The sequence below is a fragment of the Dactylosporangium sp. NPDC005572 genome (assembly GCF_040605515.1).
Classification (GTDB): domain Bacteria; phylum Actinomycetota; class Actinomycetes; order Mycobacteriales; family Micromonosporaceae; genus Dactylosporangium.
On sequence record NZ_JBEXCY010000199.1, the window covers coordinates 1 to 21,419 of the forward strand.

Consider the following 21,419-nt stretch of genomic DNA (forward strand, 5'->3'; position numbering starts at 1 on the left):
ATCAGGACCACCGTCCTCCAATCCGTTCGCGCGTGCCCTCTGGACACGCAGTAGTTCGCCCAGCCCCGTAGCGCCCGGCCAAGGGTTTGCAGGACTTCGTCCAGGTCGCGGTGCAGAGTTGATCTGTTCTTGGTGCACTCACGTGTCCGGTCCCGCGTGGCCTGCATGGCCTTGCGGGACGGGTGGGTGAACACGTAGGTCTTCGACGTTCCTCGTTTGGTGCGGCGCACGATGGTGTGCCCAAGAAAAGTCACCGGTTTCAAGGGGTCGTCGTGCACGACGCGGGTCTTGTCGGTGACCAGGCGGAGCCCGAGTGGGGCGATGACCTGGGCGATGTCGTCGAGCAGCGTTTCGGCGTGGTGCTGGTGCCCTTTGACCAACACGACGAAATCGTCGGCGTCCCGCGAGCCCCCGTCCGGGAACCTGCAGGTCTGTGGGAAACAGTTCTGGCTCGGCCCCGCCCGCTCCGGCCTCACGCTGACCTTCTGGGCCGATACCGACGTCATCCACCTCCTCGCCGCCGGCACCCGACTCAAATCCGTGCGCTCCCACCTATCCGTCACCGACCTGGCTGCCCTGCTCCGGGACGGGGGCCGCCTGGCCGGCCCCTCACCCCTGCCCACCGCCGGCGACGGTGATCCGGTCGGCGCGGTCGAGGTCGACCGCACCGTCAACGCCACCGGCAGCGTTTCCCTCGATCAGCACCTGGTTCTGGCCGCCGAAATTCTCGCCGGCCGCCGCGTCAGCGTCCGCGTCGACCAGCAAACCCTGATGTTCTTCGACCTGGACACCCGGGAACTGCTGCGCACCCGCCCCAACCCGCTAACCCTTGCCGAGATCGGCCGGCTGCGGTCCGCCCGCCCAGCCGGGCCACCACCCCAGCACCGCACCGACCCCGTCACCGTCCTGCGCCGGGCCTCCAACAGCGGCGTGGTCATGGTCGTCGGTCAGAAGGTCGCCCTCGGCCGCATCCACGCTGGCAAGACCATCGCCATCACCGACACCCAGCTGGCCATCCACTGCGACGACGGCACCCGCACCATCCGACGCACCACCGACCACCCCGTGCGCAACATCAAAGCCAACCGACCGCGCAAGGTTGACCTGGCAAGCGCTAACGGATGAGCTCCACTCAGGTTTCGACCTCTCCCCGCCACGTCTTGAGCGTCAGGACCTGGCCGTCGAAGTCCAGTCGAAGTCCAAACACCTCGTTGACCTCGTTGCGAATCGATCCCACCCGTAAGGGGCCGCGCGATCAATGCGGCGAACGGCGACTCAGTCGACGCATCCCGCGACACCCAACGCCCACCGTCATAGTCGTAGTCGTAGGGGGCCAGCCATGTGTCGTCGTTCGGGTCGGTCTCCACGGCCTCGAGGGACCAGTCGGCCCGGCCGGCGAGGAAGAGGCCTCGACCGTCATCGAACACAAGCTGCACCGGACCAACACTGAGATCGTCGGGCTCGCCCGGCCAGTGCCAGGCAAGCCGCACGACCTTCACCAGGCTGCGACCGATCAGCGCGTCCACTCGTACCCTTCCCCGCCGGAGCACACAGCCAAATCCAGCGATCAGACCGAACACGCAAACACCGTGCCACACCCGCTTCGGCGGCACGACCACGTTAGGCTCGTCCAACCAGGAACCTAGGCCGCCCGTCCAGCATCACCTGGGACGGATTCGTCAAGCATCAGGTGGGACTCGACACAGGAAGCGCAGGAAGCGCAGGATGTCCGGTCTCGGGACTTGCGTGACACATCGGTATCAGGACCTGCGTGACAATGCGCCGAGTGTTGGTGCAGCTGCGGATCTGACACGATCGTCAGACGGACTGGATGGCGGCCCAGACGAGCTTGAGACAGATCCTCTGGGAATGGGACCCGATCGGCGTGGCGGACTTCGCGCCGGACGACGAGTACGACTGCATGATCGGACCACTACACAGCAAGTTGAACGCCGGCGCCGACCGATCAGAGATTGGCGGATTCCTGCGACACGAACTCGAAGCCCACTTCGGTCTGGATCCCGTGCACCAGGACGTTGACCCTCTGTCTGATCGGCTCGTTACGTGGTGGGCCGCGGCCATGTCTGCGCTGAACACTCCAGATACGCCGAGGCCTTGTCCAGCATGTGGCGCTAGCCCGGACCAATCCACTGATCCAGAGAACATGCAGCGGAGCGTGTGTTACTGCGGTCATCCCCGCTACTACGACTACAAGCACACGGACGGGACCTGCCCGTGCCTCGCGTCGTCTGATCGCCGCCGCCTCTGACTCCGCATCATCGCCATCCCGGAGCTGAAAGGCCCCGCCGACGGGATCTGGGCATTTAGGCACGTCAGGCAACGGTCTGGTCTGCAAAGTCCGAACCCGCGCGGCGCAGAACGAGCTAACGCTCGGCCCGTGGCGGGCTACCCTCCACACAAATCGTCTAGCCAGACGTGTCACTCATGTCCCGAGACAGATCCGTCATGCACATCCTGAGACTTGACATCAAGAAGCGCAGGAAGCGCAGCGTCGGTCGCACTTACGGCGTCGGCACCTCGGAAGTCTTCGGCCACGCCTCTCGATGCGCAAGACCGGATTCCTGACCTCCGCAAGGGGTCGTCAGCGCAGGCTGGGCAAGCCGGCTGCCAGCGCCGCCAACGCACGGGGATAGGTCGTAGCGAACACGATCCTGCCGTGCTGGAGTTCGGTGTCCAGCGCGTAGATGGAGCGGACCTTCGGCGGGGGGTTGGCGACCACCCAGACCGCCGAGGCGAGCATCACCGCGGCGTCGAGCAGTTCCCTCGTCTCCGCCCGGTTCAGCACGCTCTGCCGGGCGGCGACGTGCTCGGCCAAGGTGTCGATCAGCGTCGAGCGGGTTCGTTTGAACTCGAGCGCGACCTCAATGCTGACGTTGTCCTCCAGGTTCGTGAACGCCTGGCTGAACAGCTCGCAGGTCAGCGGCCGCTCCACCAGGGACGCGGACACCAGGTCCACCACCTCGGGCAACGGCCGGACGGTGTCGATCCGGGCGATGAGCGTACCGACCCATTCGCGCCACTGCCGGATCGTCAGTTCCAGGAAGATCTCCTCCCTGGTCCCGAAGTAGCGCAGGACGTTGGACTTGCCCAGCCCGACGGCGGCGCCGAGCTTGGCGAGCGTGACCGTCCGCACCCCGTCGCGGCGGGTGAGTTCCTCGGCGGCGATCAGGATGGCCGCACGGCGATGTGCCTTCGCCTCCGCGCTGCGGGCGCGCCGGAAGGTGGCTTGCGGAACCAGGTCGCGGATCTGGTCGGGGTGCCCGGACATCGGACACCACGTTACCGGTACGCGATCCCTTTGCTAAGGAATCTCGTTCCGTTAAGTTGGTCGAGGCACCCCTCGGTCGAGCCGCGGGTGAGCCTCCTCGACGCACTGCGTGAGCACCTCGGACTGACCGGCCCGAAGAAGGGTTGCAACCAGGGCGCCTGCGGAGCGTACACGGTCCTGGTTGACGGCTGGCGATCGTCAGCTGCCTGGGCCTGGCCGTGCAGTACGCCGGCCGGGAGATCACCACGATCGAGGGCCTGGCCGCGGACGGCGCCGCGCACCCGCTCCAGGCGGCCTTCATCCGGCACGACGGCTTCCAGTGCGGTTACTGCACCCCGGGACAGATCTGCTCCGCGGTCGGCATGCTCGCCGAGCACCGCGCCGGCACGCCGCCGCGGTCTACCCCGCCGTGCTCGATGAGCTGGTCCCGTCCGCGTGGCATCACGTCGAGCGGTGCGCCAACAATCCGATCGAGGCTGATCACAGTCGACTGGAGGAACGGTTGAGACCGATGCGCGGCCTACGAACGGACACGACAGCGCACGTGATCATCGCCGGATACGCCTTCATGCAGAAGCTCCGCCGCGCACACTACAAACCCGGCGCCGACACTCCACGCGGGCTCCGCGTCGCCGCAGCGTTTACTGCGCTCGCCGCTGCGATCTGAAGACCGCCGGCGCCCGCTTCAACGCGCCCGCCGATCAGCGAACGCAACAGCGTGCCCTGACTGATCGCGACGGCGTCGGCCACGATCCTGCCGCCCGCCGGCCCACCGGGCCAACCACCGCCAGGGGTAGGCCCTGACCGCCGGCGCGACCCTGGTCGGGGTCCATACCGGATACTTCAGCAGGGCCGCCGGGATCGTGATGCTGTACCTGACGCCCGATATCTTCGCCCGCAGCAACGCGATGAAGAACGCCCTGCTCGGATTGGACAAACGCCGTCGCGGCGATTGCGCACGCGTTGTTCGGCCCGGTGCACTGGCCCGCGATGGTGCCACTGGCGATCGACGCCTTCGTCGGCGGCCGGTTCGGGCCGGTCCTCGTCCGGCACTCGCCACCCGAGGTACTGCGGCTGCTCATCGCCGCGCTGGGCCTCGTGCTCGCCGCCACGCTCGGCTGGCAAGCCCACCACTGAGCCGCACCTCCGCCAGCACCTGCACCGGACCTACACCGGTCGGGCGGGGCCACCGGCCGAAGGTGCCATCCGAGCCGACCCGTACCGGTGTTGCGCCACGGCGCGCGCCGAACGACGATCAATTGAGGCTGCCGACGCCGTAATCCAGCGATCTTGGTCGACGTGCCACTGTGTGGTATTGAAACGTCACATAGGGTAAGGATGTCGATGGGAAGAGCGGACCGGCAGCGGCGGTACACCATGGGCTACGTCGTGCTGATGGCCGTGCTCGGATCCCTCGTCTTCATCGCGCCGCGATTCGACTCGCTGGCCTGGGCGGGCGTCGGGGCATGTGGTACCGCCGGCGTCGTGCTCGGCATCTTCCTGGTGCGGCCGCAGCGCCCCGGCGCATGGTGGGCGCTGGCCGCCGCGCTGGTCGCCACGACACTCGGCAACGTCTTCTACGGCCTCGCCACGCCGCCCAGGCTCGGACCGGTGGCGCTGGCCGACATCAGCTACCTGCTGATGTTCCCGATCATCGCGACCGCGCTCATCGGCCTCACCCGCGCCACCGCCGTACTCGAAGACCGTTCGAGCCTGATCGACCTGCTCGCGCTCACCTGCTCGGCGCTGCTGTCCGCCTGGGTGTTCATCGTCAGCCCGCGCCTGGCCAGCGACGGCGTCAGCGCCACCGACTGGTCGGTCCGGGCCGTGTACTCGCTCGGCGACATCCTCGTGCTCGTCGTCACCGTCCGACTGGTCACCGCCGCCCGCCGCAACGCCGCCGCGATCCTGCTCGCCGTCGGCGCGTTCGGCATGCTGGCCGAGGACGTCGCCTACGGCGTCGCCGAATCGCACGGCGGGCTCGCCCCGGGCGGCCCGGCCGACCTGGGGTACGTCCTGCTGTTCACGACCTGGGGCGCCGCCGCGCTGCAGCCGTCGATGGCGCGGCTCACCGCCCCGGCGGAGGGACCGCCGCGCCAGCTACGCGAGCCGATGCGCGGCCTCGGCATGGCCGCACTGCTGATCTCGGCGGCGTTCATGCCGCTGGCACTGGGGTACGAGACGATAACCGGCGACATCCGCGACGGCGCCGTCATCGCGGTCGCGTTCGGGCTCACCCTCGCGCTGCTGGTGGTCCGGCTCAGCGACGCGGTCGGCCGGCACGCCGCGGCGCTGCGCCGCGAACGGGCGCTGCGCCAGGCCGGCATGGCCCTGGTGGGCGCGGCCGACTCCGGCGCGGTGGCCACCGCCGTGCGCGCGGCCATCCGCACCCTGCTGCCCGCCGGCGCGAAACACGACATCGTGGTCGACTTCAGCCTCACCGACCTGCTGCCGCTCGGCGAAGTGTCGCTGGCCCGGGTCGTGCCGGTCACCCAGCTCCCCCCGCACTGGAGCAACCGGCTCGCCGGCTTCGGCCACGCCATCGTATGCCCGCTCGACGCCGGCGTGCTCTACATCGGCGGCGACCGCCGCGACCTGCTCGCCACACTCGACGCGGTCTCCATCCTCGCCGGCCAGGCCGCCCTGGCGCTGACCCGCATCAGCCTGACGGAGGCCACGAGCCGTCGCGACAGCGATGGGTACCTGCGCGCCGTGACCGAGCACTCCAACGACGTGGTGCTGGTGCTCGACGACGACCAGCGCATCCGGTACACGAGTCCGTCGGTCGCCGACGTCCTGGGCATCTGGCCCACACCACTCGCAACGCTGCACGAGATCATCGCTCCGGCCGACCGCGAGCAGGTCGTGCGCACCCTCAAGCGGGCCCGCACCGGCGAAAGCGACACCACCCGCGACAGTTGGAGCCTGCGCCGCCCCGACGGCACCCGGGTCTTCGTCGAGGCCGTCTTCCGCGACCTGCGCGACGACCGCCTCGTCCGCGGCATGGTCGTCACCCTCCACGACATCACCGACCAGCGCCGCGCCGAACACGAACTGCTGCGCCGTACCCCCTCCGGCACCCCCACCACCCAGAACCACACCCCCGGCAAGCTCTACTGAGGGCAGGAACCACTTTCCGGGTCGGCCGTTCGCAGTCCGATGACCGGCCCGCACCGGTTGTCCACCTCGGTGGTCGCGCTGCGGGCGGGAGAAAAGCGGACGGGAGAAGGACGGGAGCAACAAGCCGGGAATAGATTCCCAGCTGGGCGTCGACGGCAGGCGCGCGGTGGGGTTTGAACTGCCTGACGGCGCCGGGTCGAGACCGTCATTGGCTGGATGACTCTAAGCGTGAGTAACGGTCCCTGTGCCGTGCCAGAAACTGTGCGCACAGGGTGTGATCTGGCGTTCCGCGGATGTCGAGCAGGATGCCGTGCATGGTTGTTCGGCTGCTGTACCTGACCGCGGTTCGGATGTTCAGCTGGCTGCCGCAGATGACGCTCGGCGAGTCCGCGATGGCCGCCGAGCTGTTGGTGCTGCGCCACGAGGTTGCCGTGCTTCGGCGCCAGGTCGGTAGGCCGCGCCTGTCATGGCCGGACCGGGCCGTGCTGTCCGCGCTGGTCCGCGCCCTGCCGCGCGGGCTGTGGAAGCATCCGATCGTCACCCCGGCCACGCTGCTGGCCTGGCACCGACGTCTGGTCAGCCGGCACTGGACCTATCCGAACCGGCCGGGACGTCCGCGGACCAGTGACGAGGTACGTGACCTGATTGTACGTCTGGCCAGGAAGAACCCCCCGGTGGGGGCACCGCCGGATTCAGGGGGAACTGGTCGGTGTCGGCCACCGGATCGGCGCAGGCACCATCCATCGCATTCTCGCCACCGGCAGGATCGGCCCGGCGCCGCATAAGGTCGACAATAGCTGGCGCTCCTTCCTGCGCACGCAGGCATCCGGGCTGCTCGCCACGACTTCTTCCACCTCGACACCATCACCCTGCGCAGACTGTACGTCCTGTTCGTGATGGAGATCGCGACCAGACGCGTACACATCCTCGGCGTCACCGAACACCCGACAGCTGCGTGGACGACGCAGATGGCGCGGAACGTCCGCCTGGCGCACGCAGTGTTGCGGCACGCCAGACGCCGCACCCGCAGCTCGAGGACCACACCACGCCCACCGACCGGCAGGTCCGCCAACCGCCGCACGTGGTAGGTATGCACCCGCCGGGTCCGTCGTCCGCACGCAGGGCAGGCCACCGCCGCCGGCATCGCAATGACACAGGCCCGCTGCCACCAGCCCGCCAAGGACCTCATCACCCGCCGAAATGCCGGTGGCGACGGCGGCCTCGATGCCCTCCGCGTCCTGAAACGACGCCTCTCCGACGTCGTCTACCAGGCCCTGCGAACCGACTTCGCCCTCACCTTCGGACAGCCCGAACTCGAACGCTGGCAGGGCGATCCCGCCGGCGGCTACCGGTACGAGGCCGCCACCTTCATCCGATGGGCACACGCCAACAAGCTCACCACCGCCTACCCCCAGACCGGGCGCTGGCGCGGTCCGGTCAATACGCTCAATGACGTTCAACGATGGGCGATCGCCCGCCAACTGCTGCACGACACCACCATCGCCACCGAGGACCGCTTGGCCGGCCTGCTCCTGCTCCTCTACGCCCAACGCCCATTCGCCATTGGCCCACTGACCACCGACCAGATCACGATCTCCGATGACGCAGTCAGCATCAGCTTGGGCCGCACCCCGATCCGTCTGCCCCACCCTGTCGACGAACTGCCCCGCAGCGTCATCGCCACCCGCAAAAGCCACGCCACCATCGGCGCAGCACCCCGTCGCTCTGGCTGTTCCCCGGAGGATAGCCCGGCCGCCCGATCAGCATCGAACGACTCAAGCTGCGACTGAACCGGCTCGACATCCGACCAAACCAGGCCCGCAGCACAGCACTGTTCCAGCTCGCCACCGAAATCCCCGCGGCAATCCTGGCCCGAACACTCGGGATCGGTGTCAAACTCCGCCGTCCGCTGGCAACAGATCTCCGCCGGCGACTGGGCCAGCCACGCCGCCGACGTCAGCAGCCGACCACGCCCACAACGAACTGAGCCCACCGACCGACATTGACGAGAGCGTGACTCTGACGGTCTTCAGCGGCCCCGCTCGGTCGGCTGATCTGACCCACCGGTCGGGTGAATCGGGTTTGTGACGGCTTGACTTGACACCGCTGGCTCCACGGCTGGGAGTATCGACGCTATGTAGTCCTTGCCGCAGATGGTGGCCCGTGCTGCCCGCGACGGCTGGCGCCTACCCCAGGCCGCAAGGCCGTTCAGCTCGGCCAGGCGACACGTTGGAAGCTCCCATTAGGCGGCGTCGACGCTTCCCGCGAAGCCGAGAATGGCCCTCGCCAGTTCTTCGGGGGCCTCCATCGCGGCGTAGTGGCCCACGCCGTCGAGGGACACCGCGCTGATATCCGTCGACGTGACCTGAGACATGGTGCCGGACGTGAAGGGGCCCCCGCCGGCGCCGACCGCGAGCACAGGTACCCCCAACCCTCGAGTCTCCGCGAGAGTCTTGATCTCGGCGCCTTCCCGCAGCATCGACCGATACAGACCGATCGCTCCGCGCCAGCCATCAGGGCGTGAGTAGGTGCGGGCGAACTCCTCGATGTCGGTCGCGGTGATCGCCCCCTGGACCGCGGTCATGGCCGGGAAGGCATATTGCCCGAGGAATTCGCGTTCGCGGCCGGCGAGCAGCATCTCGGGGATGCCGGGCGCGGCGAGGACGCCGATGTGCCAGGCTCCGCCGTGGGTGACGTCGGCCAGTCCTTCCAGCCCGAACCCGGCGAGACCCATCTCGATTGCGGTGAAGCTGCGTACGTCCTGCGGCTGGGTCGCGGCTAGGCGGAAAACAGTCCCCCCGCTGATGTCCTGCCCCGTCACGTGCACGGGGCCGACATTGAGGTGCGCGATCAGCTGGTGCAGGTCCTCAGCCGAGACCGTGCTGTCATACTCGCCCGGCTTGTTGTCCGAGTCGCCGAAGCCGCGCAGGTCGACAGCGAAGACGCGGTGGCCGGTAGCGAGCAGCGGGATGAGCTTGTGGAAAGCCCACCAGGTCTCCGGGAACCCGTGGACCAGAAGAATCGGCGACCCGGTGGTCCCCGCGGCGACATAGTGCAGCGTCGTGCCGTTGACCTCGGCGCGGTGGTGGGTAATCCCCGCAACTGTGCGGCCGGCTGGTGTGATGGTCATGTCTCTCCTCAATTCGACACCCTGACTGTCTAATAATAGACACCCTGGCTGTCGTTCGTCCAGGCGGTGTCATAGCCTTCTCGCATGTCTCGCTCTGGCGCCGATCTCGCGCTGCTGCTGCTCGGGGGCTTCCGCACACTCGTGGACGCCGCGACCGCCGAACTTGCCCGGCGCGGCCACGAGGACGTGCGCCCCGTCCATGACTTCGCCATCCGGGCAATCGCCGCGGGCGCCGACACCGCCTCGGAACTAGGCCGTCGCCTGTCGATCACCAAGCAGTCAGCGGCAAAGACGGTCGCGGTGCTGCAAGAGCGCGGCTACGTGGCCCGCGACACGGACCCGCTCGATGCCCGCCGCAAACGCCTGCAAGTCACTGCGCTCGGCCTCGACATGCTGCGACAAGGCGAGACAATATTCGACGAGCTGCGCAATCAGTGGGCCCAGCAGATCGGCATCGCCGAACTCGAGAACCTCGAGACCCAACTGGCAGCAATGGTGGGTGCACAGCCCGTACGCTTCGATACGCCCGGCTGGCTTACCCATGACCTCGGCGAGCCGGTCTAAGCGACGTGACGGCGTCGCCCGTCGCCCCGCCAGCAAGATTCGTCTGCGGGTGGTCAAGAGCGGCATCCCGATCCAGACACATCGCCTACGGCAGGTATTCAGACGATTCCAGTAGTGGACGGTGCCATTTCCTGCCCGCAGTTGATGACCGAGGCCGTCAAACGGCTGGAAGCATCCTGGAGGGATCCGTCGTGACCAACCTGGCCCCGATCCTGCAGGTGTTCTTCACCGAGCGGCTGGCTCAGCGTCGCGCCAGCCAGCACACCGTCGCCGCCTACCGCGACACCTTCCGCCTGCTGCTGCGCTACGCCCAGCAGCAGCTCGGCCGACCGCCCTCGGCTTTGGACCTGGCCGACATCGACACCAACCTCGTCGGCGGCTTCCTGGATCACCTGGAAGCCCACCGGAACAACAGCATCACCACCCGCAACGCCCGGCTGGCCGCGATCCACTCCCTGTTCAACTACGCCGCACTGGACTGCCCCGAACACGCCCTGCTCATCCAACCCGTCCTGGCGATTCCCCAGAAGCGCACCGATTCCACGGACGTGTGCTTCCGGAGCCGTTGCGTTATCGGATCGGGTGGCGCGGTGAACCCTGCTGTTACCCCCGCCTAACTCAGATTGCGGCGGCGAGCTCCGTGAACGCCGCGGCGATGCGGAGCCCAGACGGTGCGTCGAGTCCGAGTTCGTAGTGTCCGCGCCGGAGGTTCTGCATGAACGCGTGTCCGGTGATGATCACGGTTGCTGTTGGGTCGGTGCGCAGTCCGCGCATCGGCCTGAGCCGGTGTTTGAGCTGGCTGTGGTCGGCCTCGATCGGATTGCTGGCGTGGCGCTCGACGTGGTGACACGCCGACGGAATTAGTTCGTCGAGCACGGCCGGGTACACCGGTGCCGCGTCGGTGACGACCTCGCTCGGCGTCACCTTCAACGTGGCCAACGCTCGGCGGAAGGACCGGCGAGCCGCGGCAGCGTCACGGCGGGCCGAGACGAGCACGTCGATGACCTGGCCGTGCTGGTCGACGGCGCGGTACACGTATCGCCAGAATTCATTGATCTTCACGTACGTCTTGTCGACGAACCACCTGTCGCCCGGTGCATGCCGACAGAACCGCGCGGCATCGGCCAGCAGGGGCGTGAACCGATGCACCCATCGGAAGATCGTGACGTGGTCGACCTCGACACCGCGCTCGATCAGCATCTCTTCGACGTCGCGGTAGGACAGATTGCAGCGCAGATACCAGCGGATCGCGACCATGATCACCTCGGCCGGAAAACCGAACCCGGCAAAGGCAGACCGCGGTGGCGAAGGCGACCGCCGAATCAAGAGCTTCATCGATCAAGCGTGCCTGACCAGTGAACGACTCATGCAACAACGCCAGCACCCGGCCTTGCGTCTACCCCACCCGACGCGCTCCGCCGCGATCGAAATCGCCGAGTGCCGTTCGTGGCTGTACGCGCCGCATCGACCACCCCGACGATCACGCCCACCCCGGCGATGACGGCCGCGCCGACCGTGACCGCGTTCGCCTGCCACGCCGGCGTCACCGACGTCCGCACCCGCTTCGTCTCGCCGTCACGGACCCACCCCTCGGCCTGCTCGCCGGGCTCCTTGCCGAACGTCGCCTCCACATCCGGCAGCTGGATCTCGCGGTCGTCGGACCAGAACGAGCCCCGGCACCGCCACTCGGGCGAGTCCGACGTACCGGCTTCCCGGCACTCCCGCACGGTCACAACGCCGTGATGGCTCCGGAGCGCCTCATCGCGGTCGTAGCCGACCAGGAAAGCACAGCCGGCCGGAATACAAGCGACCGCCGCGACGATGAGGAGGTCGACGATGAGCTTCCCGGCGAAGCACAACAGCCAGACAGCCACCACCCCGACGGTCCGCATGCCCACCAAGGTAGCCGTCGATGGCGAACGCTTGCTGACCAATGCCACAGGGACGGCCGACCAATTCCGCAACCTTTTTTATGGCCTGGGTTCGTGGTGGTGTAGGCCGCCGCTCCCGCGGGACTCGGGCCAGGGCCTGGCCTGAACGGCCGGCCCTGGCCCTGCCCTCACCGGTGGCGAAGGGCCCGCCGTCCCGCCCCGACGCGGTCCTCACGGCGAAGCAGCGGCGGATCGCCGGCCTGGTCGCCGACGGCGCGACGAACCGGGAGGTGGCCGCGGCCCTGTACCTGAGCCCCCGCACGGTCGACCACCACCTGCGCAACATCTTCGTCCGGCTGGGCGTCCGGTCGCGCACGAAGCTGGCCAAGATCTGCCGCACCGGCGACTGCACCGATGCGGCCCCCCACCGCTGACGGGCCCGCCGTGGAGCCCGGCGGCCGGCCGGAACGGCACTTCCGGCCGGCCGGGGCTCATGACCCGGCGATGCCCTGGCGCCAGGAGCCGCACGCCAGGTCGGGGATGTCCGGACCGTTGCGTTCGCACGCCCGGACCTTGACCCACTTGCCCGCTGGAATGAAGACATTGACCGGCGTGGAGCAGGTGCCGGTGCCGCCGGCGGCCTGCCGTGAGATCGTCCCGGGTCCACCCTCCCACGAGATGTAGCCGACGGCCCGGTGACCATCCGGCGCGCCGTCGTCGCAGACCTTGAACGTCGAGTACTGCCCCGTGTTGCTCCAGGCCGCCCACGCGTAGCCGGACATGTAGTCGTCGGCCGAGAACGCCGTGATCGGCGACGCCGCCTGGGCGGCACCCGGGGCCGCCACGAGCCCGGCGACCGTGAGCACCATCGCCATCAAAGCGCCGCCGAACCAGCGCGACTTCTTTCGCAACATCCGCACACCTCCGTCGATGACGACCGGAGCGGCCGTCACCAACGAGGATCGTCTTGCAGCATCGACGATGCCAGATGTTCGAACAGTTCCGAACAATTCCGAACGAGCGCGTTTGCCAACACGAACCCCCGGCGGCGAGGGAGCGGCCGGCGCCAGTTCCGCAGGAGCCGCCGGGCCGGCGCTCATGTCCAGGATGTTCCCGAAAATGCCGAATGCCGAAACTGTCCGTGATGGAAGTTCCACCGTAGGTGAAGTGCAGTGGACGGAGCGGCTGGCGTATGACCTGCTGGAGGTGTCCCCGGACGCGATCGTCGTGACGCGCGAGGACGGCCGCATCATGCTCGCGAACGCTGCTCTTGCCGAAAACCCCATCCGGCCTGGTAGGCGCTGGTGCATGGGAGGCACTGGATGTCGACAGCGGTCGCTCGAGTCGGCCTCTCCGGCGGCAGGCGATCGCCGCGACATGATGATTGACCGTGCTGCTGCGACTGGCCTACCTGGCCGTGACGAACGCGTTCGCCATGCTGCCCCTGCTGCCGATGAGCGAACGAGACAAGGACGTCGAAATCCTGGCGTTGCGCCATCAGATCACCATGTTGGAGCGGCAACTCGGCAACGACAGGCCCCGGTTCGACCCGAGCGATCGGGCGTTCCTGGCAGCGCTGCTGCACCGGCTCCCGCAGAACGTGCTGCGTAGGTTGCGGCTGCTGGTGCGCCCGGACACTGTCCTTCGCTGGCACCGGGACCTGCTCGCACGCCGCCACGCGACCCTGTCCCGGACCAGCGGCATCCCCGGCCTTCTCCCGCCGCCGTGCCAGGTCCTGCAGTGCGTAGGTGTTGCCGAGGTCGGCGGCCCGCCGCAGCAGGGCCTCCGCACCAGCGGCGTCCCAACTGCATCCTGCCGCTGGGAAAGATACAGCAACGAGCCGACGTCGCCCTGATCGGCGGCCTGCCGGTGCAGCTGGACGGCATGGGTATACCGGCCACGGTGGTCGGTCTGGTGGGCGAGTTCGCGGAGGGTGGCGGTGTCGGTCAGGACGTTGGCGGCGGCGTTCCAGAACGCACCGGGTGGGAAGATGGCGGCGCGGTCGATGCGGCCGGGTCTGTTCGAGGTAGTCGGCGAGACGGTAGGGCTGCTGCCCGGATCGTGCCCGTTGGCCGGGCTGGGGTCGGATGCGGGTGAGGGGTCCGGGACGCCGCGGCAGGGTTAGGCGGTGTCGGCGAGGGCATGGTCGAGCCAGTCGTCGCCTACAGCGTCCCAGTCGTGGTCGGTGAGGTAGCCAGGGGCGGCCTGTTCGAGCAGGGTGTGCGGGATCAGCAGGGGGTGGCCGAGCCGGCGGGCATCGATCGCCACGTCGATCACTGCCGGGGTCGAAGCGACCTGGTGGTGATGGGGCTGCTGGTTGACCGGCGCGACGCTCATTCAAACGGTGCCGCCCGTGCCGGTCACAGTTAGCTGACTCGCGAAGCGTTCAGTGTAGGCGAAAGGTTCCGGCGTAGCCGTTGCTCGCGGCGGCTTTGAACAGCTTGTTCTGCCGGGCGGCGACGTCGGGCGGCCGTATGTGGCGGAGCAGGGCGTTGACGCCCGGGTCGAGGCCGCGATTCACGATCGTCGCCGATGAGATCTGGCGGACCACCTCGCGGCCGGCTGCCGTGGTGAGCGGGCTGAGCCGCAGCCCCGCGAGCTCTGGCGGGATCACCGTCGGCATGGAGTGCCAGACCGCCGCGTCCACGTCGCCGGCCAGGACGGCTGCCGGTGCGAGCACGAACGGGCACTCGACGTACTCGGGCCTCCGATCGTGGAACTCGGCCTCGCTGAGCCGCTGGTGATCGTACGATTTGTGGTCGATGCCCACCCGCAGCGGTGTGCGCGGTTCGCGGGTGGCGTGCTCGACGACGACGAGTGAGCCGTTGGAGTAGAAGGTTCCCGGGCCGAGGTCGAGGCCGGTCAGGCCGGGCAGGTTCTCCCGGTGGCGGGCCAGCGCGCCGGCCGACGTGACGGTCGCGTGCACCCGCTCGTGGTAGACGTCTTCGAGGCGGGTGAGCGCGCCGGGCCGGAAGCTGACGACGACGGAGACGCCCACCGCGTGCAGGGCGTCCTGGATGACGTCGAGGATGCCCTGCTGCTCCAGCGGCCCCTGGGGCGGCAGGACCATGCGGAAGTTGCCGAGCCCGGCCGTGTTCCACAGCTGTCCGACGTCGCGGCTGACCACAACGGTGCCCTGGTGGCCGCGGGCGGTCAGCGTGACCGCGCTGGTGTCCTGCAGGGTACGCAGCGCCTTGACCACGGTTCCTGTGCCGGCGCCGGTGCTGGCCTGCAGCTCCTGCACGGTCGGAATGCGCTGGCCGACCTCCCGGGCCAGCAGCAACCGGGCGACGTAGGCGCGGACGTCGGGCTTCGAGGACATCAAGGCCGCGGTCCGAATCCGAGCTTGCCGGGGTTGAGCAGCTGCGCGGGGTCGAGGCTGTCCTTCAGCATGCGCAGCACCGGGAAGCCGGTGCCGAGTGACTCCTCGACCCAGGCCTGGCGGGCCAGGCCGCCGCCGTGGTGGTGGGAGATCTCACCGTCGTGGGCGACGACGACCTTCATGGCACGGGCCCAGATCTCCTGCAGCCGGCTCAGTGCGTTCTCGTCGTCGGGCGCACGGCCGAGCAGGATGACGTACAGCGAGGAGCCCTGCTCGTAGACGTGCGAGAAGTGTCCGAGGACCTCGCCGGCCAGGGGCGCCAGCTCGTGTTTCAGTTCGGCGTACATCGGCCCGAGACGACTCCAGACGTTGGCCACCTCGATCGTCTCGGCATATCCGCCGGGCTCGGCGAGCAGGCGCTCCACGGTGGAGAAGTCGAAGCGGCGGTCGAGCCAGGCGTTGACTGGTGCCGCCCCCATGGTCGTCCCTCCCAACGACTCGACGATCGTGGTTGCCGCGGCGTGTTCGGCGACGGCGATATCGATCATGCCTTCATGCCCAAGGAACAATACCGGTCCGGCGGCCGGCATGTCCGGCACCGCGTGCGCCGCCTCGTCTCGGTCGTAGAAGCGGACCAGGAACGGCCGCAGGCCCGCCTGGCTGATATGCCGCATCGCGGCCAGCCCCGACTCGACGTCCGGCATCGTGAACGCCTCGACGATCCGGTGTTGGGGCAGCGCGTACACCTTGAGCGTGACCCGGGTGACGATGCCCAGGGTGCCCTCGGAGCCGATGAAGAGCTGCTTGAGGTCGGGCCCGGTGGCAGAGCGCGGGCGCTGGCCTAGGTCAGCGACGTTCCCGTCGGCGAGCACCACCTGACAGCCCACGAGCAACTGCTCGATGCCGCCGTAGCGGGAGGAGAACTGGCCGGTCGCGCGGGTGGCCACCCAGCCGCCGACGGTGGAGCGGCCGAGTGACTGCGGGAAGTGGTTCAGGCTGCGGCCGCGCTCGTTGAGCCAAGCTTCGAGGTCGCTGCCGCGTACCCCGGCCGCGACCGTCACCGTCCGGTCGGTCTCGTTCAGCTCCGGCTCGGTGACGTGCCCGGACAGGTCCAGCACGATGCCGCCGCGCACCGGCAGCGGCTGGCCGGTCACCGAGGACCCCAGCCCCCACGCAGTGACCGGTGTGCCGGTCGCGGCTGCGATGCGCAGCGTCTCGACGACGTCGGACAGGCCGCGGGCCAGTACCACGACGTCCGGCCGGTACGGATGGCGACCGAGCTTCGCCCAGACCGTCGCGACCGGCCAGGTGTCGTGGCTGCGGGCATCGAGATCAGCGTCACCGGTGCGGACCGCGTCGGGGCCGAGGGACCGGCGCAGCGCGTCGGTGACCGGGGAAAGGGGGTGGCTTGATGGGTTGGGCATGCGCTCACTCAATCCTCAATAAACTGAACTGTCAAGGACTACATGAGATGCGAGCTGGTGCTTGACACGCTCTGGACTTCGCTCCTAGCCTCGCCTCAACAGACAGATTTCTGAATTTTCGCCGATGGTCCGACGGCCCGGCTCCCATGACGGGAAGGTGAGAAGCGGTGACAGCGACCGCACTGCTCGAGGCACGCGGGGTCAGGAAACGGTTCGGCGCCGTGGAAGCACTGCGCGGCGCCAGCTTCTCGGTGGACGCGGGCGAGGTGGTGGCGTTGATGGGGGACAACGGGGCCGGCAAGAGCACGCTGGTCAAGACGATCTGCGGCGTGCACGCGCCCGACGAGGGCGAGATCCTGTTCCGTGGCCGGTCCATCGTCCGGCTCACGCCGAGCCAGATCCACGGCCTCGGCATCGAGACCGTGTACCAGGACCTCGCGCTGGCGCCGGACTTGGACACCGCGGCCAACCTCTTCCTCGGCCGCGAGCTGCTCGCCCGGGGCCTGCTCGGCCGACTCGGCGTGCTCGCCAAGCGCCGAATGGCCGGCCGGACCCGCGAGGTGCTCGCCGAGCTCAAGGTGAACATCAAGGACCCGACGGCGCCCGTTGCGACGCTCTCCGGCGGTCAGCAGCAGAGCGTCGCGGTAGCCCGGGCGGTCACGTGGGCCGACCAGTTGGTGCTCATGGACGAGCCGACGGCAGCGCTCGGCGTACCGCAGACCCGCGCCGTGCTCGACCTGATCCGCCAGGTGCGCGACTCCGGCCGAGGCGTGGTGCTGATCAGCCACAGCCTGCCCGACGTGATGGCCGTCTCGGACCGAATCGAGGTACTTCGGCTCGGGCGGCGGGTCGCCCGGCTCGTCACCAGGGACACCAACGAGCAGCAGGTCGTCGCCGCGATGACCGGCGCCTTCACGAACGAGGACGCAGCATGACGATGACGGGCACACCCACCGAGGCGCCGGCCGGATCGCCGGTCCGCGGCCGCGGCCGCCGGCTGCTGCTCGGCTCGGCCACCGACATCACCGCGATCCTGCTGGTCATCGTGATCGTCTTCGGCGCCCTCAACCCGGCCGCGTTCCTGACCAGCGCCAACCTCATCAACGTGCTGATCAACGCGTCCCTGCTCATCGTGATGGCGGCCGGCGCGACATTCGTCCTGATCGCCGGCGGCGTCGACCTGTCGGTCGGCTCCGTGCTCGTCTTCTCCGGCGTCATCGCGGGCAAGGTCATGGTCGCGATGGGCCCGCAGGGCTGGGCCGCGAGCATCGTCGGCATCGCTGTCTCGCTGCTTGCCGGCGCAGTCTGGGGTGCGATCAACGGGATCGTCATCACGAAGATGCGGGTACCGCCGCTGATCGCCACACTCGGCTCGTTCGGCGCCGCGCAGGGCCTGGCTCAGATCATCACAGACGGCAATGATCTCAAGGACATCCCCAACGAGCTCATCGACACGCTCGGCGTCGGCCGGTTCCTCGGGCTGCCCTGGCTGGTCGTCGTGGCGCTCCTCGTGGCACTGGTCGCCGGCTGCGTGCTCGCCTTCACGCGGTACGGGCGGCGTACCTACGCGATCGGCTCGAACGTTGAGGCCGCCCGCCGCGCCGGCATCAACGTCGACCGCCACCTCATCAGCGTGTACGCCGTGGCCGGCCTGCTTTCGGGCCTCGCCGGGATCATGAGCTACGCCGAATTCGGCTCCACCACGCTCAGCGGCCACAGCACCGACAACCTCGCGGTGATCGCCGCGGTCGTCATCGGCGGCACCAGCCTCTTCGGCGGCGTCGGCACGATGTGGGGAACGCTGGTCGGCACCATGATCCCCGCCGTCCTCGCCAACGGCCTGGTCATCGTCGGCCTCAACTCCTTCTGGCGGGACTTCACCGTCGGCGTCGTGCTCGTCGTCGCGGTCTACCTCGACCAGCTCCGCCGCCGCTCCCGAACCAAACGCTAACCCCCGATCGAAAGGACACCCCCATGCGCATGCCCCGATGGAGCGCAGCCGCCGCCGCGGCACTGCTCCTGACCTCCCTGGCCGCCTGCGCCGGCGACTCCGGCAACGGCGACGACGGCAAGACCGGCGGCTTCAAGATCGCGCTGATCCCCGGCGTCGCCAACGACGCCTACTACGGTTCGGTCGCCTGCGGCGTACAGGCCGCGGCCAAGGCCACCAACTCCACCGTCGAGGTGCAGGCGCCCAAGTCGTTCAGCCCGACCGACCAGATCCCGATCCTGCAGGCGGTCATCGCCAAGAAGCCGGACGTCATCATCATCGCGCCGACCGACAGCAAGGCCCTCTACGCGCCGCTCAAGCAGGCCACCGCGCAGGGCATCAAGGTGGTCCTGGTCGACACCACGCTGGAGGACCCGTCAATCGCCGAGGCGGAGGTCAGCTCCGACAACATCGAGGCCGGCAAGACCGCCGCCGCGAAGCTGGTTGAGCTGCTCGACGGCAAGTCCGGCTCGGTCCTCACGGTGAACCTGTCGGCCGGCGTCACCACCACGGACGACCGGTTCAAGGGCTTCGCCGAGGGCCTCAAGGCCGCGCCGACGCTCAAGGATCTCGGCCAGCAGTACTCCAACAACAGCGTGCAGACCGCGTCCTCGATCGTCTCCTCGACCGTCGCCGCGCACCCCGACCTGGTCGGCATCTTCTCCACCGCCGCGTTCAACACCGAGGGCGCGGTCGCGGCGCTGCGGGCGATCAAGGACAACAACGTCACCATCGTCGGGTTCGACGCCAACCCGCCCGGTGTCAAGCAGATCCAGGACGGTGAGGTCGCGGCGCAGGTCGTGCTCAAGCCGTACGACGAAGGCGTCGCCGCAGGCGAACAGGCCATCAACGCCCTCACCGGCAAGCCCGTCACCAAGAAGATCTCGACCGGTGCGGTGGTGGCCACCAAAGACAACCTGAACACGCCCGAGGTGCAGAAGTACCTCTACAGCTTCACCTGTCCGGCAGCGTGATCGAGGCGCCCGGGCGGCGGAGGGTGCCGCCCGGGCCGACCAAGAAAGGCAGTACATGGACTCCCGTACGGGCAAGAAGATCCGGCTCGGCCGGCTGCTGAACCCCGGCACCGGCAAGGCGGTCGTCGTAGCCGCCTCCCACGGTGTCATGAGCGGGCCGCCGGCCGGGCTACGGACCCGCGGCGACATCGAGTCGGTGTTCGCCAGGCTCGGCGCCGCCGACGGCGTGATGGTGACGCCCGGCATGCTCCCGCTCGTCGAGGACACCTTCGTCGGCCGCGGCCGACCGGCGCTCGTGCTCCACCTCGACTGGAAGAACCACGGCCGGCGCATCTACACTCCGGGCCGCGACAGTCGCGGCGAAGGCGTGCTCGCCCAGCTCGCCACGCTCGACGAGGTCGCCGCCGCCGGGGTCGACGCCGTCATGACGTACCTCTACATCGGCCAGCGCGACACTCGGCTGGAACGCGCCGAGATCGAGCGCAACGCCCGCACCGTCCGGGACGCGGCGCGGGTCGGCGTCGCGGTGATCATCGAGCCGCGCTCGGCGCTCGAGCCGGAAGGCGCCGAGGCGCTGGCGACCGATGTTCTCTCGCTGTACTGCCGGATCTCCGCCGACATCGGCGCCGACCTCGTCAAGGCGGTCTGGAACGGCTCGGTCGAGGCGTTCGCGCCGGTCGCGGAGAGCTGCTACGCGCCGATCCTGGTCGCCGGCGGTCCCGGCGGCGAGGACGAGAGCGACACGATGCAACTCGCCGCCGACTCGATGGCCGCCGGCGCCGCGGGCGTGATGTTCGGCCGCCGGGTCTTCCGCGCGGAGCGGCCCGAGGCCGTCCTGGCCGGGCTGCGCGCGATCGTGCACGACGGTCGTCCCGTGGACGCGGACCCGGCCGGGCGTTGAGGATGAACCCATGCTGCTGATCGTGGGCGAGGCCATCGTCGCATACCAGCGGGACGTCACGGCCGACCCGGACGCCCCCTACACCGGGCCGTGGGCCAGTGGCTCGCCGGCGATCGCCGCGTACGTGGCCGGGCGGCTCGGCGTGCCGGTGAGCTTCGTCGGCGGCGTCGGCCGCGATCCCCTGGGCAAGGTGATGGCCGACGGCCTCGCGGCCGGTGGTGTCGCGATCGACCGGCTGGCGGTCAGCGACGAGGCGCCGACCGCCACGGCCCACATCACGTACCGCGGCGAGACCCGCGAGTTCGCCTTCCGGGTGGCCGGCACGGCAGCCGCCCAGGTCGCCGTCACGGACCTCGCCGACCTGCCGGAGCGGGCGGCCTGGTTCCACATGTCCGGCTCGGCGCTGGTCTTCGGCGAACCGCTGGCCAGTACCGCGCTGACGGCCCTGGCACGGGCCCACGCGGCCGGCGCGCGGATCTCCGTCGACCCGAACGTGCGACCGGAGGCGCTCGACCCGGCCTCGCGGGCGGCGCTCGTCGACGTGCTGCGGCTCGCGCACGTGCTGCTGCCCAGCGAAGGCGAACTGGAGGCGCTCGGCGTCGACGCCCGGGCCCTCGTCGCCGCCGGCGCAACCGTGTGCACGACATACGGGGCGGGCGGCGCGTCGGTGGCCGAGGCCTCCGGCACGACCCACGTCGCCGCCGTGGCCGTGGACCCGGTCGACACCGACGGGGCGGGCGACGCGTTCGCGGCGGGCTTCATCGCCGCGACCCTCGCGGGCGCCACCCGGTACTGCCCGAGCGCGACGGCACCGACGACGCCGGCGGTGTTGAC

Annotated in this window: 23 protein-coding genes and 3 pseudogenes; 16 read left to right on the plus strand and 10 right to left on the minus strand. The window is 69.1% G+C overall.

Annotated elements, in window-relative coordinates:
* Positions 1-383, minus strand: a pseudogene (locus ABZS66_RS49445) (hypothetical protein); the annotation flags it as partial.
* On the opposite strand from ABZS66_RS49445, the gene ABZS66_RS49450 reads away from it, so the two are divergent.
* The gene (locus tag ABZS66_RS49450) at positions 373-1,125 is read left to right on the plus strand and encodes a hypothetical protein (RefSeq protein WP_354770023.1); all 753 of its coding nucleotides are present in this window, start codon (positions 373-375) and stop codon (positions 1,123-1,125) included. The pseudogene ABZS66_RS49445 and the gene ABZS66_RS49450 overlap by 11 nt on opposite strands.
* Before the next feature lie 1,477 nt (positions 1,126-2,602).
* On the opposite strand, the gene ABZS66_RS49455 is transcribed toward ABZS66_RS49450, so the two are convergent.
* Positions 2,603-3,289, minus strand: a complete 687-nt coding sequence (locus ABZS66_RS49455; protein WP_354770024.1) for a TetR family transcriptional regulator — start codon at positions 3,287-3,289, stop codon at positions 2,603-2,605.
* A 218-nt stretch (positions 3,290-3,507) separates the two neighbouring features.
* Between ABZS66_RS49455 and ABZS66_RS49460 the strand changes: the two genes are divergently transcribed.
* From ABZS66_RS49460 to ABZS66_RS49480, 5 genes and pseudogenes are all read left to right on the plus strand, one after another.
* On the plus strand, positions 3,508-3,795 hold the full coding sequence (locus ABZS66_RS49460; RefSeq protein ID WP_354770025.1) for a 2Fe-2S iron-sulfur cluster-binding protein: 288 nt from the start codon (positions 3,508-3,510) through the stop codon (positions 3,793-3,795).
* The gene (locus ABZS66_RS49465; RefSeq protein WP_354770026.1) at positions 3,699-3,956 is read left to right on the plus strand and encodes a DDE-type integrase/transposase/recombinase; all 258 of its coding nucleotides are present in this window, start codon (positions 3,699-3,701) and stop codon (positions 3,954-3,956) included. The genes ABZS66_RS49460 and ABZS66_RS49465 overlap by 97 nt, the downstream gene beginning before the upstream one ends.
* A gap of 278 nt (positions 3,957-4,234) precedes the next feature.
* Positions 4,235-4,426 (plus strand): annotated as a pseudogene (locus tag ABZS66_RS49470) (sulfite exporter TauE/SafE family protein); the annotation flags it as partial.
* A 207-nt stretch (positions 4,427-4,633) separates the two neighbouring features.
* Positions 4,634-6,409, plus strand: coding sequence for a PAS domain S-box protein (locus ABZS66_RS49475; RefSeq protein WP_354770027.1), 1,776 nt, complete (start codon positions 4,634-4,636; stop codon positions 6,407-6,409).
* A gap of 314 nt (positions 6,410-6,723) precedes the next feature.
* Positions 6,724-7,194, plus strand: coding sequence for a hypothetical protein (locus tag ABZS66_RS49480; RefSeq protein ID WP_354770045.1), 471 nt, complete (start codon positions 6,724-6,726; stop codon positions 7,192-7,194).
* 227 nt (positions 7,195-7,421) lie between these two features.
* On the opposite strand, the pseudogene ABZS66_RS49485 reads toward ABZS66_RS49480, so the two are convergent.
* A pseudogene (locus tag ABZS66_RS49485) lies at positions 7,422-7,598 on the minus strand (transposase family protein); the annotation flags it as partial.
* On the opposite strand from ABZS66_RS49485, the gene ABZS66_RS49490 reads away from it, so the two are divergent.
* Positions 7,558-8,199: a hypothetical protein gene (locus tag ABZS66_RS49490; RefSeq protein WP_354770028.1), complete on the plus strand. Its 642-nt coding sequence runs from the start codon at positions 7,558-7,560 to the stop codon at positions 8,197-8,199. The pseudogene ABZS66_RS49485 and the gene ABZS66_RS49490 sit on opposite strands and share 41 nt — an antisense overlap.
* Before the next feature lie 452 nt (positions 8,200-8,651).
* On the opposite strand, the gene ABZS66_RS49495 is transcribed toward ABZS66_RS49490, so the two are convergent.
* Complete coding sequence (locus ABZS66_RS49495) at positions 8,652-9,539, minus strand: alpha/beta hydrolase (RefSeq protein WP_354770029.1); 888 nt, start codon at positions 9,537-9,539, stop codon at positions 8,652-8,654.
* An 84-nt stretch (positions 9,540-9,623) separates the two neighbouring features.
* On the opposite strand from ABZS66_RS49495, the gene ABZS66_RS49500 reads away from it, so the two are divergent.
* On the plus strand, positions 9,624-10,103 hold the full coding sequence (locus tag ABZS66_RS49500; protein WP_354770030.1) for a MarR family winged helix-turn-helix transcriptional regulator: 480 nt from the start codon (positions 9,624-9,626) through the stop codon (positions 10,101-10,103).
* 191 nt (positions 10,104-10,294) lie between these two features.
* The gene (locus tag ABZS66_RS49505; protein WP_354770031.1) at positions 10,295-10,720 is read left to right on the plus strand and encodes a site-specific integrase; all 426 of its coding nucleotides are present in this window, start codon (positions 10,295-10,297) and stop codon (positions 10,718-10,720) included.
* Between the two features lies 1 nt (position 10,721).
* On the opposite strand, the gene ABZS66_RS49510 is transcribed toward ABZS66_RS49505, so the two are convergent.
* Positions 10,722-11,438: an IS6 family transposase gene (locus tag ABZS66_RS49510; RefSeq protein ID WP_354770032.1), complete on the minus strand. Its 717-nt coding sequence runs from the start codon at positions 11,436-11,438 to the stop codon at positions 10,722-10,724.
* A gap of 29 nt (positions 11,439-11,467) precedes the next feature.
* Positions 11,468-12,043, minus strand: coding sequence for a hypothetical protein (locus tag ABZS66_RS49515; protein WP_354770033.1), 576 nt, complete (start codon positions 12,041-12,043; stop codon positions 11,468-11,470).
* Between the two features lie 125 nt (positions 12,044-12,168).
* On the opposite strand from ABZS66_RS49515, the gene ABZS66_RS49520 reads away from it, so the two are divergent.
* Positions 12,169-12,408, plus strand: coding sequence for a helix-turn-helix transcriptional regulator (locus ABZS66_RS49520; RefSeq protein ID WP_354770034.1), 240 nt, complete (start codon positions 12,169-12,171; stop codon positions 12,406-12,408).
* A gap of 57 nt (positions 12,409-12,465) precedes the next feature.
* Here the strand turns inward: ABZS66_RS49520 and ABZS66_RS49525 are convergent, their stop codons facing one another.
* Positions 12,466-12,888: a hypothetical protein gene (locus ABZS66_RS49525; RefSeq protein WP_354770035.1), complete on the minus strand. Its 423-nt coding sequence runs from the start codon at positions 12,886-12,888 to the stop codon at positions 12,466-12,468.
* A gap of 476 nt (positions 12,889-13,364) precedes the next feature.
* Here ABZS66_RS49525 and ABZS66_RS49530 point away from each other — a divergent pair, with 476 nt between their 5' ends.
* Positions 13,365-13,829 carry a hypothetical protein gene (locus ABZS66_RS49530; RefSeq protein ID WP_354770036.1) on the plus strand — a complete coding sequence of 155 codons (465 nt, stop codon included), beginning with the start codon at positions 13,365-13,367 and terminating at the stop codon, positions 13,827-13,829.
* A 266-nt stretch (positions 13,830-14,095) separates the two neighbouring features.
* Here ABZS66_RS49530 and ABZS66_RS49535 read toward each other — a convergent pair whose 3' ends face one another.
* Genes ABZS66_RS49535 through ABZS66_RS49545 form a run of 3 tightly spaced genes read right to left on the minus strand, consistent with a single transcriptional unit; the run spans position 14,096 to position 16,720 of the window.
* Complete coding sequence (locus tag ABZS66_RS49535; RefSeq protein ID WP_354770037.1) at positions 14,096-14,311, minus strand: hypothetical protein; 216 nt, start codon at positions 14,309-14,311, stop codon at positions 14,096-14,098.
* 49 nt (positions 14,312-14,360) lie between these two features.
* Positions 14,361-15,296, minus strand: coding sequence for a YhfZ family protein (locus tag ABZS66_RS49540; RefSeq protein ID WP_354770038.1), 936 nt, complete (start codon positions 15,294-15,296; stop codon positions 14,361-14,363).
* Positions 15,296-16,720 carry an FAD-binding oxidoreductase gene (locus tag ABZS66_RS49545; protein WP_354770039.1) on the minus strand — a complete coding sequence of 475 codons (1,425 nt, stop codon included), beginning with the start codon at positions 16,718-16,720 and terminating at the stop codon, positions 15,296-15,298. Before ABZS66_RS49545 ends, ABZS66_RS49540 begins: the two co-directional genes overlap by 1 nt.
* 167 nt (positions 16,721-16,887) lie before the next feature.
* Between ABZS66_RS49545 and ABZS66_RS49550 the strand changes: the two genes are divergently transcribed.
* From ABZS66_RS49550 to ABZS66_RS49570, 5 genes are all read left to right on the plus strand, one after another.
* The gene (locus tag ABZS66_RS49550) at positions 16,888-17,655 is read left to right on the plus strand and encodes an ATP-binding cassette domain-containing protein (RefSeq protein ID WP_354770040.1); all 768 of its coding nucleotides are present in this window, start codon (positions 16,888-16,890) and stop codon (positions 17,653-17,655) included.
* A complete protein-coding gene (locus ABZS66_RS49555) occupies positions 17,652-18,671 on the plus strand; it encodes an ABC transporter permease (protein ID WP_354770041.1) in 1,020 nt (339 codons plus the stop codon). Before ABZS66_RS49550 ends, ABZS66_RS49555 begins: the two co-directional genes overlap by 4 nt.
* Before the next feature lie 23 nt (positions 18,672-18,694).
* Positions 18,695-19,684 carry an ABC transporter substrate-binding protein gene (locus ABZS66_RS49560; RefSeq protein WP_354770042.1) on the plus strand — a complete coding sequence of 330 codons (990 nt, stop codon included), beginning with the start codon at positions 18,695-18,697 and terminating at the stop codon, positions 19,682-19,684.
* Positions 19,685-19,739: 55 nt separating this feature from the next.
* Positions 19,740-20,585: a hypothetical protein gene (locus ABZS66_RS49565; RefSeq protein WP_354770043.1), complete on the plus strand. Its 846-nt coding sequence runs from the start codon at positions 19,740-19,742 to the stop codon at positions 20,583-20,585.
* A 10-nt stretch (positions 20,586-20,595) separates the two neighbouring features.
* Positions 20,596-21,419: PfkB family carbohydrate kinase (locus ABZS66_RS49570; RefSeq protein WP_354770044.1), on the plus strand; the 824-nt coding region annotated here is incomplete at its 3' end.

What these genes read in the sequence shown, in the direction of transcription:
- ABZS66_RS49455 (WP_354770024.1), bottom strand. Translation starts at nt 3,289, where the DNA reads ATGTCCGGGCACCCCGACCAGATCCGCGACCTGGTTCCGCAAGCCACC.
- ABZS66_RS49565 (WP_354770043.1), top strand. Translation starts at nt 19,740, where the DNA reads ATGGACTCCCGTACGGGCAAGAAGATCCGGCTCGGCCGGCTGCTGAAC.
- ABZS66_RS49490 (WP_354770028.1), top strand. Translation starts at nt 7,558, where the DNA reads ATGACACAGGCCCGCTGCCACCAGCCCGCCAAGGACCTCATCACCCGC.
- ABZS66_RS49510 (WP_354770032.1), bottom strand. Translation starts at nt 11,438, where the DNA reads ATGAAGCTCTTGATTCGGCGGTCGCCTTCGCCACCGCGGTCTGCCTTT.
- ABZS66_RS49480 (WP_354770045.1), top strand. Translation starts at nt 6,724, where the DNA reads ATGGTTGTTCGGCTGCTGTACCTGACCGCGGTTCGGATGTTCAGCTGG.
- ABZS66_RS49525 (WP_354770035.1), bottom strand. Translation starts at nt 12,888, where the DNA reads ATGTTGCGAAAGAAGTCGCGCTGGTTCGGCGGCGCTTTGATGGCGATG.
- ABZS66_RS49545 (WP_354770039.1), bottom strand. Translation starts at nt 16,720, where the DNA reads ATGCCCAACCCATCAAGCCACCCCCTTTCCCCGGTCACCGACGCGCTG.
- ABZS66_RS49555 (WP_354770041.1), top strand. Translation starts at nt 17,652, where the DNA reads ATGACGATGACGGGCACACCCACCGAGGCGCCGGCCGGATCGCCGGTC.
- ABZS66_RS49475 (WP_354770027.1), top strand. Translation starts at nt 4,634, where the DNA reads ATGGGAAGAGCGGACCGGCAGCGGCGGTACACCATGGGCTACGTCGTG.
- ABZS66_RS49535 (WP_354770037.1), bottom strand. Translation starts at nt 14,311, where the DNA reads ATGAGCGTCGCGCCGGTCAACCAGCAGCCCCATCACCACCAGGTCGCT.
- ABZS66_RS49495 (WP_354770029.1), bottom strand. Translation starts at nt 9,539, where the DNA reads ATGACCATCACACCAGCCGGCCGCACAGTTGCGGGGATTACCCACCAC.
- ABZS66_RS49500 (WP_354770030.1), top strand. Translation starts at nt 9,624, where the DNA reads ATGTCTCGCTCTGGCGCCGATCTCGCGCTGCTGCTGCTCGGGGGCTTC.
- ABZS66_RS49560 (WP_354770042.1), top strand. Translation starts at nt 18,695, where the DNA reads ATGCGCATGCCCCGATGGAGCGCAGCCGCCGCCGCGGCACTGCTCCTG.
- ABZS66_RS49540 (WP_354770038.1), bottom strand. Translation starts at nt 15,296, where the DNA reads ATGTCCTCGAAGCCCGACGTCCGCGCCTACGTCGCCCGGTTGCTGCTG.